General features: G+C 56.5%; 15 protein-coding genes and 1 riboswitch. Of the genes, 11 read left to right on the top strand and 4 right to left on the bottom strand.

Going from position 1 to position 14500, the window contains the following annotated elements:
* Positions 1–10: 10 nt before the first annotated feature.
* Positions 11–1927 carry a methyl-accepting chemotaxis protein gene (locus ACIDEJ_RS11555; RefSeq protein ID WP_411988219.1) on the bottom strand — a complete coding sequence of 639 codons (1917 nt, stop codon included), beginning with the start codon at positions 1925–1927 and terminating at the stop codon, positions 11–13.
* Positions 1928–2104: 177 nt separating this feature from the next.
* The gene (locus ACIDEJ_RS11550; RefSeq protein WP_411988280.1) at positions 2105–3754 is read right to left on the bottom strand and encodes an electron transfer flavoprotein-ubiquinone oxidoreductase; all 1650 of its coding nucleotides are present in this window, start codon (positions 3752–3754) and stop codon (positions 2105–2107) included.
* Between the two features lie 187 nt (positions 3755–3941).
* Positions 3942–4078: riboswitch (molybdenum cofactor riboswitch) on the top strand.
* Here ACIDEJ_RS11550 and moaA point away from each other — a divergent pair.
* The 11 genes from moaA (at position 4066) to ACIDEJ_RS11495 (ending at position 12315) form a co-directional block, all read left to right on the top strand.
* The gene (gene moaA, locus ACIDEJ_RS11545; protein ID WP_411988218.1) at positions 4066–5049 is read left to right on the top strand and encodes a GTP 3',8-cyclase MoaA; all 984 of its coding nucleotides are present in this window, start codon (positions 4066–4068) and stop codon (positions 5047–5049) included. Its footprint overlaps the riboswitch before it by 13 nt.
* 54 nt (positions 5050–5103) lie before the next feature.
* The gene (gene moaC, locus ACIDEJ_RS11540) at positions 5104–5580 is read left to right on the top strand and encodes a cyclic pyranopterin monophosphate synthase MoaC (RefSeq protein WP_411988217.1); all 477 of its coding nucleotides are present in this window, start codon (positions 5104–5106) and stop codon (positions 5578–5580) included.
* 4 nt (positions 5581–5584) lie between these two features.
* Positions 5585–5836: a molybdopterin synthase sulfur carrier subunit gene (gene moaD, locus ACIDEJ_RS11535; protein ID WP_411988216.1), complete on the top strand. Its 252-nt coding sequence runs from the start codon at positions 5585–5587 to the stop codon at positions 5834–5836.
* Positions 5837–5838: 2 nt separating this feature from the next.
* Positions 5839–6300, top strand: a complete 462-nt coding sequence (moaE, locus tag ACIDEJ_RS11530) for a molybdopterin synthase catalytic subunit MoaE (RefSeq protein WP_411988215.1) — start codon at positions 5839–5841, stop codon at positions 6298–6300.
* The gene (gene modA, locus ACIDEJ_RS11525; protein WP_411988214.1) at positions 6300–7088 is read left to right on the top strand and encodes a molybdate ABC transporter substrate-binding protein; all 789 of its coding nucleotides are present in this window, start codon (positions 6300–6302) and stop codon (positions 7086–7088) included. Before moaE ends, modA begins: the two co-directional genes overlap by 1 nt.
* Positions 7088–7753, top strand: coding sequence for a molybdate ABC transporter permease subunit (gene modB / locus ACIDEJ_RS11520; protein WP_411988213.1), 666 nt, complete (start codon positions 7088–7090; stop codon positions 7751–7753). Before modA ends, modB begins: the two co-directional genes overlap by 1 nt.
* Positions 7750–8850, top strand: a complete 1101-nt coding sequence (locus ACIDEJ_RS11515; protein ID WP_411988212.1) for an ABC transporter ATP-binding protein — start codon at positions 7750–7752, stop codon at positions 8848–8850. Before modB ends, ACIDEJ_RS11515 begins: the two co-directional genes overlap by 4 nt.
* 247 nt (positions 8851–9097) lie before the next feature.
* Positions 9098–9616: a hypothetical protein gene (locus ACIDEJ_RS11510; protein WP_411988211.1), complete on the top strand. Its 519-nt coding sequence runs from the start codon at positions 9098–9100 to the stop codon at positions 9614–9616.
* A gap of 3 nt (positions 9617–9619) precedes the next feature.
* On the top strand, positions 9620–10297 hold the full coding sequence (locus tag ACIDEJ_RS11505; protein ID WP_411988210.1) for a response regulator transcription factor: 678 nt from the start codon (positions 9620–9622) through the stop codon (positions 10295–10297).
* Positions 10298–10346: 49 nt separating this feature from the next.
* A complete protein-coding gene (locus ACIDEJ_RS11500; protein WP_411988279.1) occupies positions 10347–11612 on the top strand; it encodes a sensor histidine kinase in 1266 nt (421 codons plus the stop codon).
* A 13-nt stretch (positions 11613–11625) separates the two neighbouring features.
* A complete protein-coding gene (locus ACIDEJ_RS11495) occupies positions 11626–12315 on the top strand; it encodes a TIGR01621 family pseudouridine synthase (RefSeq protein ID WP_411988209.1) in 690 nt (229 codons plus the stop codon).
* A 75-nt stretch (positions 12316–12390) separates the two neighbouring features.
* On the opposite strand, the gene moeB is transcribed toward ACIDEJ_RS11495, so the two are convergent.
* Both moeB and moeA read right to left on the bottom strand, forming a co-directional pair.
* Positions 12391–13152, bottom strand: a complete 762-nt coding sequence (gene moeB, locus ACIDEJ_RS11490; protein WP_411988208.1) for a molybdopterin-synthase adenylyltransferase MoeB — start codon at positions 13150–13152, stop codon at positions 12391–12393.
* An 11-nt stretch (positions 13153–13163) separates the two neighbouring features.
* Entirely contained in the window at positions 13164–14408 is a 1245-nt protein-coding gene (gene moeA / locus ACIDEJ_RS11485) for a molybdopterin molybdotransferase MoeA (protein WP_411988207.1), read from the bottom strand.
* Positions 14409–14500: the final 92 nt, after the last annotated feature.

Below are 14500 nucleotides of genomic sequence, written 5' to 3'. Positions count from 1 at the left end.
TAAGCTGCCCTTAGAGCCGGAAACGGCCAACCAGAGTGTTGAGCCTGTCTGCCAGTTGATTGAGGGAATCACTGGCCTGATAGGCGGTTTGGGAGCGTTCACTGGTGCGGTGAGAAACCTCGCTCATCTCCTGCAGGTTGCGGTTAATGTCCTGCACCACGGCGGTTTGCTCTTCCGTGGCGGCGGCCACCTGCACATTCATGTCGCTGATAAGGGAGATGCGTTCCGAGATCTGCTGCAATACGTGGCTGGCTTCATCTGCGGCCAGCACCCCCTCCGCCGAGCGGTTTTGGCTTTGCTCCATGGCGGCCACCGCTTTGGCCGCTTCCTGTTGCAGGCGGTCAATCATCTGCTGCACTTCATCAGTGGATTTGGCGGTACGAGCAGCCAGATTGCGCACTTCATCGGCCACCACCGAAAATCCGCGGCCGGCTTCTCCGGCGCGGGCCGCTTCAATGGCCGCATTCAGCGCCAGCAGATTGGTTTGATCGGAAATGCCGCGAATCACATCCAGAATGCTGCCGATGGCATCGGTATGACTGGACAGCGAGGCTATCACCTCGGACATCTGTCCCACATCTTCCGATAACTGGTTGATGGTATTGCGGGTACGGGCAACCACTTGTTGGCCGGTAACGGCTTGCTCGTCGGCATTTTTTGCTGCGGATGCCGCCTGGGCCGCATTGGCGGCAATATCGCTTACGGTGGCGCCCATCTGGTTGACCGCGGTGACAACCGTTAAGGTTTTGTCTTTTTGTTCGCTGTAATCCAGTTGTGTTTGCTGGGCATGTTCCGCGGCGGTGTTGGCTGCGGCGGTGAGCTTGCCGCTGGTATCCGCCACGGCTTCCATGGAGTGGTGAATTTGTGCAATAAAGCCGTTAAAGCCATGGGCCAGTTTTGCCAGTTCATCCTGTCCTGCTTCTGGCAGCCGTTGGCGCAAATCCCCGTCGCCTTTGCCCAGTTCGCTAAACATGGCCGCAGCCCGGGCAATGGGGCGGCTTACCGAGCCTGCCACCCAAATGGCCAATAGGATGAAAATGGCGGTGATCAGCAGTGTCCACAGCATGATCATCCAGGCGGCCTGCTCCAGTTCAGCAAAAATCTCCTGCTGCGGTACCTGGGCCACCACATACCAGCCAATGGCGGGTAAATAGCTGCTGGCAACGAGCATGTCTTCGCCGCCCAATGGCAGTGTTTGCAGGTTGAAATCCCGGTGTTGCAGCAGCGCGTTGGCATGGGCGCCGTAAAGTTGCTGCAGGCGGCCGCTGCCAGAAAGGGCTTTGTCCGGATGGATTTGGATAACGCCTTGCCCGTCAGTCAGAAAGACATAGCCGGTTTTATCAATGCGAAAACTGCTCAGTAATGTCATCATGTCTTTCAATGACTTACCCAATCCCACCAGCGCCCGGCCATGGGTTTGCTGGTAATTGACAAACAGTTTCACCTCTTTGCTGTCCGGCTCGGTATACAGCTGCAGCATTTGGGTTTTGCCGCTGTTGACGTAGTCAAAAAACCAGCCGTCCCGTTGTGGTGTTAATACCCGCAGCAGTCCTTTTTGGGTGTAGTAGGCCGCTGACTGGCGATCGGCATAGGAGGCCTGGGCCAGCTGATATTGGTTGACCAGTTGTTGCAGTTTTGCTTGCACCAGTGGTGTGGTGCTGTCTGGTCGTCCCTGTTTTAGCCATTGCTCCAGCAGTGGGTCGTCTGCCAGCTGTTTGGATGCATTGAGTAAGGTACCGATTTCCAACTCGATACGGTGGCGGATTTGCAGCAGTTGATTGGGCAATTCCGAGGTTAACATGCGCTGACGGATCACCTGTTTGGCATTGTGCTGATCAAGTATGCCAATGAGGCATGCGGGCAGCAGCACTGCCAGTACCATGGTGATAAGCAGTTTCTGCTTAATCGTTAGTGTGTTGAATTTCATTTTATTTTATTAATTGTGACAGCTCAGATACTCAGGGCTCCTCAAGCCTGGGGCTCAAGGCGGGTACGCACAGATACGACACAGCCGCACTGCCTGCAAGCATTATCCCTGCCAGGCCGTGCGGCTGCAATCTTGCTGTCTATAAATACTGCAGTGATGTCACCGCCGTGTGACACCCTACATGCTGGAGTAGTTGGGGCCACTGCCCCCTTCAGGCGTCACCCAGGTGATGTTCTGGCTGGGGTCCTTGATGTCACAGGTTTTGCAGTGAATGCAGTTTTGGGCATTAATCACAAATGCCGGCTGGCCGCTGTCGTTGGTGGCGATTTCATAAACCCCGGCAGGGCAGTAACGCTGGGCCGGTTCATCATACAGCGGCAAATTGCGAGTCAGTGGCACATCGGCATTGGTGAGATGCAAATGGCAGGGTTGGTCTTCGTCATGGGCAATATTGGCCAGATAGACGGAAGAGAGGCGATCGAAGGTCAGTTTGCCATCGGCTGGCGGATAGCTTACCGGCGGGTGATCGGCTGCATTGCCAAGGCAGGTGAAATCGGCTTTATCATCCCGCAAGGTGAGGGGAAATTTGCCATTGAACCAGTTTTGTTCCACAAAGTTGAAAGCACCTCCGAGCATGGTACCGAATTTGTGCAGCGCCGGACCAAAGTTGCGGGCACGGTAAAGTTCGTCATAAAGGGAGCTTTGTTCCAGCCGGGTTTGCAAGCAGTCCAGATCCTTGCCGGCATCAACGCCTGCCATCAACGCCTCTGCCAGGGTTTCGGCGGCCAGCATGCCGCTTTTAATGGCGGTGTGCACCCCTTTGATTTTGGCAAAGTTGAGGGTGCCCGCATCACAGCCCACCAGCATGCCGCCGGGGAAACTCATTTTGGGCAGGGAGTTAAGTCCGCCCTTGGCTATGGCTCTGGCCCCATAACTTATCCGTTCGCCCTGCTGTAAAATGGCGGCAATGGCCGGATGGGTCTTGTAGCGCTGAAACTCCTCAAAAGGGCTGATGTGGGGATTCTTGTAGTTGAGATCCACAATCAATCCTACAGATACCTGATGGTTTTCAATGTGATATAAAAAACCGCCACCGGATGCCTGGGTTAATGGCCAACCGGCAGTATGTAACACTTTGCCCAGCTGGTGCTGCTCGGGCGGAATTTGCCACACTTCTTTGAAACCGAGGGCGTAGTGTTGGGGGCTTTTGCCATTGTCCAGATGAAAATGGCGGATTAACTGCTTGCCCAGATGGCCACGGCAGCCTTCGGCAAATACGGTATATTTGGCCAGCAACTCCATGCCGGGCATGAAACCGTCCTTGGCCTGGCCGTTTTTGCCCACCCCCATATCACCGGTCAGGATCCCCTTGATGCTGCCGTCATCATTGAACAGCAATTCGCTGGCGGCAAAGCCCGGGAAAATCTCGGCGCCCAGCGCTTCTGCCTGGCTTGCCAGCCAGCGGCACAAATTACCGGCACTGATAATGTAGTTGCCGTCGTTGGTCATGGGTTTTGGAATGAGCGAGTGGGGGATCTCCCGAGCGCTGTCGGCAGATTGCAACAGCAGGAATTCATCGGCACTGACGGCGGTTTCAAGCGGTGCCCCCAGGCTTTTCCAGTCACCGAACAGCTCTTGCAATACCGAGGGTTCAAAAACCGCGCCTGACATGATGTGAGCCCCGACTTCGGCCCCTTTTTCAACCACACAGACACTGAGCGGTGTTTGCGCATCCTTGGAAATCTGCAGCAAACGACAGGCAGTTGCCAACCCTGACGGGCCTGCCCCAACAATGACAACATCGAATTCCATAGACTCGCGTTCCATCATGCTTTGTTATTCCTTTTAGTGTTAAGCGGATGTTGACGTAGGGTTACACCATACCCGAATTTTTTGTCAGCGCACAGGGTTTGCCCTGACGGGGGATAGTGGACTTTAGTCACAGATCCTGCCTTTGGCTGTGGTGCAAACTCGTTTGGGGGTTTTGGCGATATGCCATTTGCATTTATACTAAGGACAGACGGTTCTCCGAGCCCAGGTTCCTACGTCACTACAGATAAGGGATCTTGGCCGTGGCATTTCGCCACCGGGGTGAATGTAGAAATGCACTCGCCTCCCCTTGTATTGGAAAGGTGATCATGTCCCAGCAGTTACAAGACAATTTTGGTCGACGGTTTCACTATTTGCGGATGTCAGTGACTGACGTTTGCAACTTCAAATGTAGCTATTGCCTGCCGGACGGCTATCGTCCCAATGGTAAGCAGTCTTTTCTTACGCTCAGCGAAATAGAGCATCTGGTGACGGCTTTTGCCAACGTGGGCACCCGCAAGGTGCGCATTACTGGCGGCGAACCCACACTGCGCAAGGATTTTACCGACATCGTGCGGGTGCTGGCGGATAACGACGCCATTCATACCATTGCCACCACCACCAATGGCTACCGCCTGGAGAAAAACGCCCAGGAATGGTACGACGCCGGTCTGCGACGCATTAACATTTCCGTGGACAGCCTGGATCCGCGCATGTTTTACCAGATCACTGGTGAAAACCGCTTCGATCAGGTGATGCGTGGCGTGGATGCGGCGCTGAATGCGGGGTTTGAGCGGGTGAAAATCAATGCGGTGCTGCTGAAAGACCTTAACGACAAAGACTTACCCCGTTTCCTGCACTGGATTAAACACACGCCCATCGATTTACGCTTTATCGAGCTGATGGAAACCGGCCTCGGGCACGACTACTTCGAAGCGCATCACCTGGCGGGTGAATCCATTAAAGGGCGGCTGATGGCCGCCGGTTGGCTATATGACCAGCCCGGCGCAGATGATGGCCCGGCACAAAATTTCAGCCACCCCGATTACCAGGGGCGCATTGGGCTTATCATGCCATACTCCAAGGATTTTTGTGCCAGTTGTAACCGGCTGCGGGTCTCCGCAACCGGCAAACTGCACTTGTGCCTGTTTACCGAACAAGGGCTGGATTTGCGGGATTTACTGCAAAGTACAGCACAGCAGGAGGCGTTAATCGCGCGTTTGCATCAGCAATTGCAACTGAAAAAAGAAACGCACTTCCTGCATCAGGGCATCACCGGCGTTACCCAGCATCTGGCGTCCATCGGCGGTTAATGCGTCCGGCGGTGTCACCGCCATATTTTGAATGACAACTAAGGCAGCTTTTTGATGAGCGAAACATTTACCCATATCAATGCCGATGGTAATGCCCATATGGTGGACGTTACTGCCAAGTCTGAAACCGAACGTGAAGCCCGTGCCGAGGCCTATGTGGAGATGGCTCCGGCCACGCTGGAAATGATTATCAGCGGCAAACACCACAAGGGTGACGTATTCGCCACTGCCCGGGTGGCCGGCATCATGGCTGCCAAAAAAACCTCGGAGCTGATCCCTTTGTGCCATCCCTTGATGCTGACCAAAGTGGAAGTGGACTTGGCGGCACAGCCTGAACACAACCGGGTATGGATTACCAGCCGTTGCAAACTGGCAGGTAAAACCGGCGTGGAGATGGAAGCGCTGACCGCTGTATCCGTAGCGGCCCTGACCATTTACGACATGTGTAAAGCGGTACAAAAAGACATGCACATCACCGGCGTGCGCCTGCTGGAAAAAAGCGGCGGAAAATCAGGACATTTTAAGGTGTAGCACTATGATTAACGTATTGTTTTTTGCCCAAATCAGAGAACTGCTCGGTACCGCTTCCCTTCAAGTGGAGGCCAGTGAGCAAATTGCGACCGCCGCCGCGTTGCGCGAGCACCTGGCCGCCACCAACGACAAATGGGCCCAGGTGTTGGCGTCTGACAAACTGCTGGTGGCGGTTAACCAGACCCTCAGCAACTGGCATGAGACGATTCGTGACGGCGATGAAGTGGCCTTCTTCCCGCCGGTGACCGGAGGTTAACCATGCAAGACCGTATCCGTGTACAACAACAGGATTTTGATGTGCCGGCAGAATACGCCCAAATTGCCACTGACGCCGGGGATGGTGCCATTGTGACCTTTGTGGGCAAGGTGCGGGATTTTAACGATGGCAGTGCGGTCACCGATTTGACCCTGGAACACTATCCCGGGATGACCGAAGCGGTATTGCAGCAGATCACCGCCCAGGCCCGGCAGCGCTGGCCGCTGAACTTTGTCACCATCATCCACCGGGTGGGCACCATGTCCCTGGGTGAGCAAATCGTGTTTATCGGCGTCAGCAGTGCCCATCGCAAGGCAGCGTTTGCCGCTTGTGAATTTCTTATCGACTACCTGAAAACCAAGGCGCCTTTCTGGAAGCTGGAAGGTACCGGCGACGACAAGCGCTGGGTGGATGCCCATGACGCAGACGAACAAGCGGCAAAAGCCTGGGAGCAAGGAACCTGATGATGACGTGGCTCTGGCGTGGTTTTACCTTGTTATTACTGGGCTGGAGCAGTGCATTGTGGGCTGCGGGGGCATCCACTGAGGCGCCCAACATTGCGGCCGCGGCCAACATCAAGTTTGCCATGGATGAAATCGTCAAAAATTACCAGCAGGCCAGCGGGCATCACCTGCGGGTATCTTATGGCTCATCCGGTAATTTTGTGGCGCAGATAAAACACGGCGCCCCTTTCCAGCTGTTTTTGTCTGCGGATGAAAAATATGTGGATGCCTTGCAGCATGCGGGCATGACCCAGGATAACGGCGTGGTGTACGCCTATGGCCGCCTGGCGCTGGTGGCGCCGAAAAACTCCCCCCTGACGCTGGATGAAGATTTATCCGGGTTAAAAGCCTTGCTGGCCAGTGGTAAGTTAAGCCGTTTTGCCATTGCCAACCCGGCCCATGCCCCCTATGGCGAACGCGCCAAACAGCTGTTGCAGCATCATGGCCTGTGGCAGGATTTGCAACCGGCCGTCGTTTACGGTGAAAACGTGTCCCAGGCTGCCCAGTTCGCCCTCAGCGGATCGGCCCAAGGGGGCATCGTGGCGTTATCCCTGGCGCTGGCCCCCCAGTTTCAGGCGCGGGGGCGTTATCTGGCCCTGCCCCAGGAACAGCACCGCCCCTTGACCCAACGCATGGTGTTGCTGAACAACGCCGGCAGCGTGGCCCAGGATTTTTTCCAGTATCTGCAAAGTGAACCTGCCAGGGCCGTGTTCAGCGCCTATGGTTTTGGTTTGCCCAAGGTGCCGTAATGGATTGGCAGTCACTGTGGTTGTCGATAAAGCTGGCTGCCATCAGCGTGCTGATCCTCATTCCCTTGGCGGTGATTATCGCGCGGCCACTGGCCTATGAAAATTTTCGCGGAAAATCCTGGCTGGAAGCACTGATTATGGTGCCCCTGGTGCTGCCTCCCACGGTGATTGGTTACTACCTGTTGGTGAATCTTGGCAGCGAGAGCTGGCTGGGGCAGCTGTTGCAGCAATATTTCGGCGTGCAGCTGGTGTTTCATTTCTCCGGTTTGGTGCTGGCTTCCGTGCTGGTGAATATCCCGTTTGCAGTGCAACCCATCCAGCGCTCCTTCGAAGCGGTGCCTCAGGAGGTGCGTGATGCCTGCGCCTGTTGTGGCATGGGGCGGTTGAAACAGCTGCTGCGGGTAGAGCTGCCACTGGCCTGGCCCGGGATCTTGACTGCACTGGTTCTGTGTTTTTCCCATGTACTTGGCGAATTTGGCGTGGTGTTGATGATGGGCGGCTCCATTGCCGGAGAAACCAAAACCATCTCCATTGCCATTTACGACAGCGTGCAGGCGTTTGATTTCAGCACCGCAGGCAACATGTCGTTGCTGCTGCTGGTGTTTGCGGTGTCTGCACTGGCGTTGACCACTGCCTTATCTCGGCGGATGGAGCGTAACCGATGAGCGGCCGGGGCGATTTGCAGGTACGGGTAGCCCAGATGCAGGGCATTCCCTTGCAGGCACAGTTCCAGTGCCGCGCCGGTGAATTGCTGGCGGTTGTTGGCCCCTCCGGCGGCGGTAAAACCACCTTGCTGCGTATGATTGCCGGGCTTAACCAGCCCCAAAGCGGCGAAATTCGCTGTGGCGGCCAGTTGTGGTTTGGCCCCGGCGTCAATTTGTCTCCCCAGCAGCGGCATTTGGGCTATGTGCCCCAGCATTACGGTTTGTTTCCCAATCTCAGTGCCCAGGCCAACGTGATGGCAGGGCTGGATCACCTGCCCAAATCCCAGCGACAGCCGCGGGCCCGGCAATGGTTGGAGCGGGTAAACCTGCAGGGCTTGCCAGAGCGTTTGCCCCATCAGTTGTCAGGCGGTCAGAAGCAGCGGGTGGCGCTGGCGCGGGCACTGGCCCGGGAGCCCTCGGTGCTGCTGCTTGATGAGCCTTTTTCCGCGCTGGACCGGGAAACCCGCGAACGCCTGTACATTGAGCTGGCCCGCTTGAAAAGCCAGTTGCAAATACCGGTGATTATGGTCACCCACGACATTAACGAAGCGTTGTTGTTGGCCGACAAACTGGTGTTGGTCAGTGGCGGGCAAATCCTGCAACAGGGCGAGCCACGGCAGGTGCTGCTAAAGCCCCGTAATGAAGCGGTGGCGCGGCAAATGGGGCTGCGGAACATTTTCGATGCCACGGTACTGCACTATGATCCTGAGCAGAAACTGCAATGGCTGCAATTTGGTGAGCAGCAGATTGCCTGCGATGCACCGCCGGGCGAGGCCCCAGGAAGCCGGGTGCGCTGGGTGATCCCCAATCAGGGCATCCGTTTTAACGCCATCAGTAGCGGACGCCTGAGCCGCAGTTACAACAAGTTGTCGGTCACCATTGACTCACTGCTGGTGATGGGCGAATCCGTGCGGCTGGTGGCCAGCATTGCCGGGGTGGCTTACCAGCTTCAGGCCGAACTGCCGCTGCATCTGGTGCAAAAACTGGCACTGACGGCAGGGCAACAAACCGATGTTGCCCTTAAATCGGAACTTATCCATCTGCTGGAAGCCGAATAATCGGCAGTGGATGACTGAGATGATCAAAACTTAATCTTGTTTCCATACAGGGTTATTCCATCCTTTCGTATACTGAACCCCCAAGTTTATCCGCCATTGGGGCGGTAATGGCAGCCAATGTCCGAATGGCCAAATAGCGCTAACCCCAAGGTTGCCCTCACGCCTGGTGCAGGTGGGTGATGGCAGCATGAGTGGGGCATGAACGCTTATTTACGGGCACTGCGGGCGTTATTTGAATGGAGGTATCATGAGGCTGATGCTGGCAATGTTATTGTGGTGCTTCGCTGCCATGGCAAGTGCCGCGCCATTATTGAGTTATTTTGAAGATGGCCAGCACCTGCGGCCACTTGATGCCATTGACATGGCTGCCGCCCTGCATTTGGGTGAGGTGATGCAATACCGCGCCCGGGTGGCAGATGAGCAGCTGCAATACCAGTTTACCTTGGTGGATCCGGGCACCCGCCTGCAGCACAAACTGGTGCTGGATGGCCGTCAGGGCCAGGTATTGCAGCGCAGTGCCAGCCCTCTTGCCAAAGAAGCGCCGGTGCTGGCATTGGCATTGTTGCTGCGCGAGCGCCGGCAAACCCTGTCGGCGTTAGCCCGTCCCTTACTGGCCCAACATCCGGGTTACCTGCAGCAGGCATTACTGGATCAGGATTTGGGGATCAGCTATCTGGAGCTGAAAATACTGGATGAACACGGCAGCTACAATCTGGCATTTGACATTGAACATCAGCGGCAGCTGCCGTTACTGAAATGGGACTAACCGATGAAAATATTACTGGTAGAAGATGATGTGACCACCCAGCAGTATATCGTCAAAGGGTTTCAGGCGCAGGGGCACCAGATAGCAGCCGCAGGTGACGGCTTGCAAGGGTTGGCTCAGGCGGAGTCCGGACAGTTTGACCTGCTTATCCTTGACCGCATGCTGCCATCGCTGGATGGGCTGACCCTGCTGGAAACCCTGCGGCGGCAGGGCGATAAAACCCCGGTGCTGATTTTGTCGGCGCTCAGCCATGTGGATGAGCGGGTCAAGGGCCTGCGTGCCGGCGGCGATGATTACATGACCAAGCCGTTTGCGTTTTCAGAGCTCTTGGTACGCTCAGAAAAATTGATGCAGCGCGGCCAGTCCCAGCCGGCAACCACGGATTTGCAGGTCGGGGCGCTGCGCATGGAACTGCTGACCCGGCGGGTGACACTGGATGACGCCGAGCTGCAACTGCAGCCCAAGGAGTTCCTGTTGCTCAAGTACCTGATGGAACATGCCAATCAGGTGGTCAGCCGTACCTTGCTGTTTGAGGCGGTATGGGACTATCACTTCGACCCCCGCACCAACGTGATTGATGTGCACATTGCCAAACTGCGGCGGAAATTTGAAGATTTGGGGCATGGCAACCTGATTGAAACCGTGCGAGGTGCCGGCTATCGTCTTCGCAAAGGCTATTAAACCGCTGCGCAGCAGCGCTTGGCGCATTACGTTGATTTTCTCGGTACTGGTGACCTTGATTATCGGTGCCTTGTTGCTGGTGCTGTACCGGCAACTGGTGCACGAGCAGCAAACCCAGGTACGCCAGCACCTGTTGTCGGAGGCCCAGCGTTACCAGCAGTTATCGCTGACGGTGGATCGCCGGGCATTTGCAGCGCAAATCCGCGCCTCTGATTCCCGCACCGCCCTGATTGCCTGGCAGGGCGGGGTGGAGATGGTGGGCGCGCTCACCTTGATGCCGGAAAACATGCCGCTGCTGCCCAATACCCGGGAGTTTCCCATCTTTACCGGCGGCCCGGAAAAAATCCACATCCTCACCGGCGGCGTGGTGATGACCCGTTACGGCCCGGTGCTGATTGCCACCCGCACCGATCATCTGGCGGCACTGATTGATAAATTTGTCAGCGCCGCACTGATGGCACTGGCATTGACCATCGTACTGGCACTGGTTGTGGGCTATCTGTTTTCCAAGGGGTTATTGCGGCGACTGGTGCAGTACAACCGGCTCAGTGAGCGCATTGAACAAGGCTATTACAATACCCGCTTGCCGGTGAGCCACCAGCAGGATGAGTTTGATTTGCTGGCCACCCAATTCAATCGGGTGCTGGATACCCTGGAGCATAATTTGCGGGCGGTGCGGGGGGTGACCGACAATATTGCCCACGATTTGCGCACGCCCCTCTCCCATCTGCGCATCGGGCTGGAGCAACTGCCCTATCAGCCGCCGGAAAAACTGGCGGAGCGCTGTGGCGAGCTCACCGATGAACTGGATCATTGCCTTGCCACCTTTAATGCCATGTTGTCGCTGACCCGCATCGAAGAGGGGCAGCAAACCCTGGAGCTGCAACCGGTAAGCCTGCATGAGTTGTGTGCCGATTTGCGGGAAATGGCCGAAGCGCTGGCCGAAGAACAGCAGCAAACACTGGTGCTGGAAACCACTGAGGACTGCGTGATTTCCGGCGACAAGCACCTGTTGTTCCAGGCATTGTTCAATTTGGTGGATAACGCCATCAAATATGCGGGCAAGGGGGCCTGCATCCGTATTTGCCAGCAGGGGCGCAGCATTGAAATCAGCGATAATGGCCCGGGCATTCCCGCCGCAGCGCGGGAAAAAGTGTTTGAACGGCTGGTGCGGCTGGATCCCAGTCGCCACCAACAGGGCAGCGGTTTGGGATTATCCATGGTAAAGGCGATTTTATCGCGCCATCATGCGACAATCACCCTTTTGGACAACCAGCCGGGTTTGAAGGTGATTTTGACATTCCCGGGCGCTTGAGAAGACCGTTGTAATGACCCAGCCTTACCGTTTACTGGCCTGTGAGCCGGATTTTATCGTGGTGGACAAAGCCCCCGGTGTGCATTTTCACAGCCAGGATGGCAATGCCGGGTTGGTGGCCCAGTTGTCTGCCAACTTGCAGCAGCCACTGTATCCGGTGCACCGCCTTGATACCATGACCTCAGGTTTGTTGTTGCTGGCGCGTTCATCGGCGGCAGCGGCAGGATTTACCGCACTGTTCAGCCATCATCAGGTGCAGAAATATTATCTGGCACTGGCAGAAGGCAAACCGAAAAAGAAACAGGGCTGGATAGTGGGGGACATGGCCAAATCCCGCCGGGGCATGTACAAACTGCTGCGCACCACCCACAACCCGGCCACCACCCAGTTTTTCAGCCAGTCGGTGGCGGCAGGCCTGCGCCTGTACCTGCTAAAACCCTTGAGTGGCAAAACCCATCAGCTGCGGGTGGCGCTGGGCAGCATCGGCGTGCCCATTCTTGGGGATCCCCTTTATGGCGCGGCCGAAAGTGCAGCCGAACGCGGTTATCTGCATGCCTACGGGCTGGAGTTTTGCTGGCAAGGGCGGCATTACCGCTATTTGTGCCCGCCTGACACCGGCGCGGCATTTTTGAGTGCTGAGGTTGCGGCGCAGCGGCAACTCTGGCAATCCCCGTGGGATTTGCCATGGCCGCAGCACAAATGACACATAGAGAAAAAAGATTTTTGGCTCAAACACCCCGGTGTTGAGCCAGATGCCCGCCAATGCGGGCAAGAGGGGTCAGGGCTGACAAACCGGGCAGTGAGGCTGTTTGGGCAATTTCATTTCGCGAAACTCCATGGTCAGCGCATCCACCATCAGCAAGCGGCCGTACAGGGGCTTGCCCAGTTGGCAGATGACCTTGATGGCCTCCGTGGCTTGTAAACAGCCCATCATGCCCACCACGGGGGCCAGAATGCCGGATTCCACACAGCTCAGCTGCTGCTCGCCGAACAGACTGGCAAAACAGTGATAACAGGGCATGTGCTCCTGATAGTTGAAGACGGTGATCACCCCTTCCATGCGGATGGCGGCGGCAGACACTAGCGGCACCTTGTGATGGAAACAGGCGCGGTTCAGCTGCTCGCGCACGGCCACGTTGTCGGTGCAGTCGAGCACAATGCTGTGGTTGGCCACCAGCGCGTCAATTTCGTCATCATCCAACACTTGGTTGAGGGTCTTGATTGCCACATGGGGATTGAGCTGTTGCAGGCTTTCCCGGGCTGAGAGCACCTTGGGTTGACCCACGTTTTTATCAAGATGCAGCACCTGGCGCTGCAGGTTTGACAGCTCCACCGTATCAAAATCCACCAGCGTCAGCTGGCCGATGCCGGCAACGGTCAGATACTGGGCCGCAGTGCAGCCAAGACCGCCGGCGCCAATCATCAGCACCTTGGCCTGTTTCAGTTGTTCCTGCCCTTCGATATCCATGCCCTTAATGGAGATCTGGCGGCTGTAACGCAGCATTTCGCTGTCGCTGAGAATATCGTCAAACTGCTCCATAAGTGGCTCCGTTAGCACAGCACTGGGTTAAAGGGTTCGACGGTGACCAGTTCTCCGGCCTGGGTGTTTCCCTGCTGCTGGGCCAGCACGATAAAGCAGTTGGCCAGATGCATGGAGCTTAACTGGGAGGAGTCCTGCGACCCGGTGGTACACACCTGCAACTTGCCGTCGCTGCCCTGACTGAGAATGCCCCGCTGGAACTCCACCCGGCCGGGTTTCTTGCGAATGGCGCTGGTCAGTACCGCTTGCAACTGCAAGGTGGAGGCGGGTTTATGCCCCTGCAATTTGCGCAGCAGCGGTAATACCAGTTTGTAGAAGGTCACCATGGACGACACCGGGTTGCCCGGCAAGCCGCAAAATACCGCATCACCGATTTTACCCATGGCAAAGGGTTTGCCAGGTTTCATGGCCAGTTTCCAGAAGGTGATTTTGCCTTCTTCATCCAGTACCTGTTTGGTGAAGTCGGCATCGCCCACGGATACGCCGCCCGAGGTGAGCACCATATCGGCTTTGGCGGCGGCTTCACGAAAGGCCTGACGGATGGCTTCCGGGTCATCCTTGATAACCCCCAAATCAATCCACTCCACGCCGGCTTTCATGAGCAAGGCCTTGATGGAATAGCGGTTTGAATCGTAAATCTGCCCAGGCGCCAGCTCACTGCCAATGGGGCGAAGCTCGTCACCCGTGGAGAAAAACGCTACCCGTGCGCGGCGGTATGCCCGCAAATGGCTGATGCCCAAGGTGGCGATAATGCCCATTTCGGCGGCGCGGATCTCGGTGCCACTGGTGAGCACTTTGGTGCCTGCAGCCATTTCGCCGCCGCGAAGGCGCACGTTTTCCCATTGCTCGCTGCAAGGCTCCAGTGTGACCTGGGTGCCGTCCACTGTGGCATATTCCTGCATCTGCACGGTGTCGTAGCCTTCGGGCACGGTGGCACCGGTCATGATGCGGATGCAGCTGCCGGGACGATATTCACCGTGATAAGGATGGCCGGCAAAGGATTTGCCAATCACCGTAAGGGTGCCCTTGCCCGGCAGGTCGGCAAAGCGGTAGGCGTAGCCGTCCATCCCCGAATTATTAAAGGGAGGCAGTTCGATGCTGCTGCACAAATCCTCTGCCAGAATGCGCCCGAGGGCTTCACTCAGGGGAACGGTTTCGGTTTCATACAGGGGGATAATCTGCTGCAGCAACATGGGCACTGCTTCGTCGGGATGCAATAACTGGGGACGGGCACAAGGATCCTGAGACATCGACATAGATCAACCTTAATCTAACGGTGAATATTTCTGGCGGCCATTATGCCACGCTCAGGCTGGCTGGCTATGCTTCCGCCGATAATTTCCTTGGG

This window comes from Shewanella mytili, from assembly GCF_046765975.1.
GTDB lineage: Bacteria > Pseudomonadota > Gammaproteobacteria > Enterobacterales > Shewanellaceae > Shewanella > Shewanella mytili.
Note: the sequence above shows the minus strand (reverse complement) of the source record. Positions and strands in the feature narration are given on the sequence as shown.

What these genes read in the sequence shown, in the direction of transcription:
- modB (WP_411988213.1), top strand. Translation starts at nt 7,088, where the DNA reads ATGGATTGGCAGTCACTGTGGTTGTCGATAAAGCTGGCTGCCATCAGC.
- moaD (WP_411988216.1), top strand. Translation starts at nt 5,585, where the DNA reads ATGATTAACGTATTGTTTTTTGCCCAAATCAGAGAACTGCTCGGTACC.
- moaE (WP_411988215.1), top strand. Translation starts at nt 5,839, where the DNA reads ATGCAAGACCGTATCCGTGTACAACAACAGGATTTTGATGTGCCGGCA.
- ACIDEJ_RS11510 (WP_411988211.1), top strand. Translation starts at nt 9,098, where the DNA reads ATGAGGCTGATGCTGGCAATGTTATTGTGGTGCTTCGCTGCCATGGCA.
- modA (WP_411988214.1), top strand. Translation starts at nt 6,300, where the DNA reads ATGATGACGTGGCTCTGGCGTGGTTTTACCTTGTTATTACTGGGCTGG.
- ACIDEJ_RS11555 (WP_411988219.1), bottom strand. Translation starts at nt 1,927, where the DNA reads ATGAAATTCAACACACTAACGATTAAGCAGAAACTGCTTATCACCATG.
- moeB (WP_411988208.1), bottom strand. Translation starts at nt 13,152, where the DNA reads ATGGAGCAGTTTGACGATATTCTCAGCGACAGCGAAATGCTGCGTTAC.
- ACIDEJ_RS11550 (WP_411988280.1), bottom strand. Translation starts at nt 3,754, where the DNA reads ATGGAACGCGAGTCTATGGAATTCGATGTTGTCATTGTTGGGGCAGGC.
- ACIDEJ_RS11495 (WP_411988209.1), top strand. Translation starts at nt 11,626, where the DNA reads ATGACCCAGCCTTACCGTTTACTGGCCTGTGAGCCGGATTTTATCGTG.
- moaC (WP_411988217.1), top strand. Translation starts at nt 5,104, where the DNA reads ATGAGCGAAACATTTACCCATATCAATGCCGATGGTAATGCCCATATG.
- ACIDEJ_RS11515 (WP_411988212.1), top strand. Translation starts at nt 7,750, where the DNA reads ATGAGCGGCCGGGGCGATTTGCAGGTACGGGTAGCCCAGATGCAGGGC.
- ACIDEJ_RS11505 (WP_411988210.1), top strand. Translation starts at nt 9,620, where the DNA reads ATGAAAATATTACTGGTAGAAGATGATGTGACCACCCAGCAGTATATC.
- moaA (WP_411988218.1), top strand. Translation starts at nt 4,066, where the DNA reads ATGTCCCAGCAGTTACAAGACAATTTTGGTCGACGGTTTCACTATTTG.
- moeA (WP_411988207.1), bottom strand. Translation starts at nt 14,408, where the DNA reads ATGTCGATGTCTCAGGATCCTTGTGCCCGTCCCCAGTTATTGCATCCC.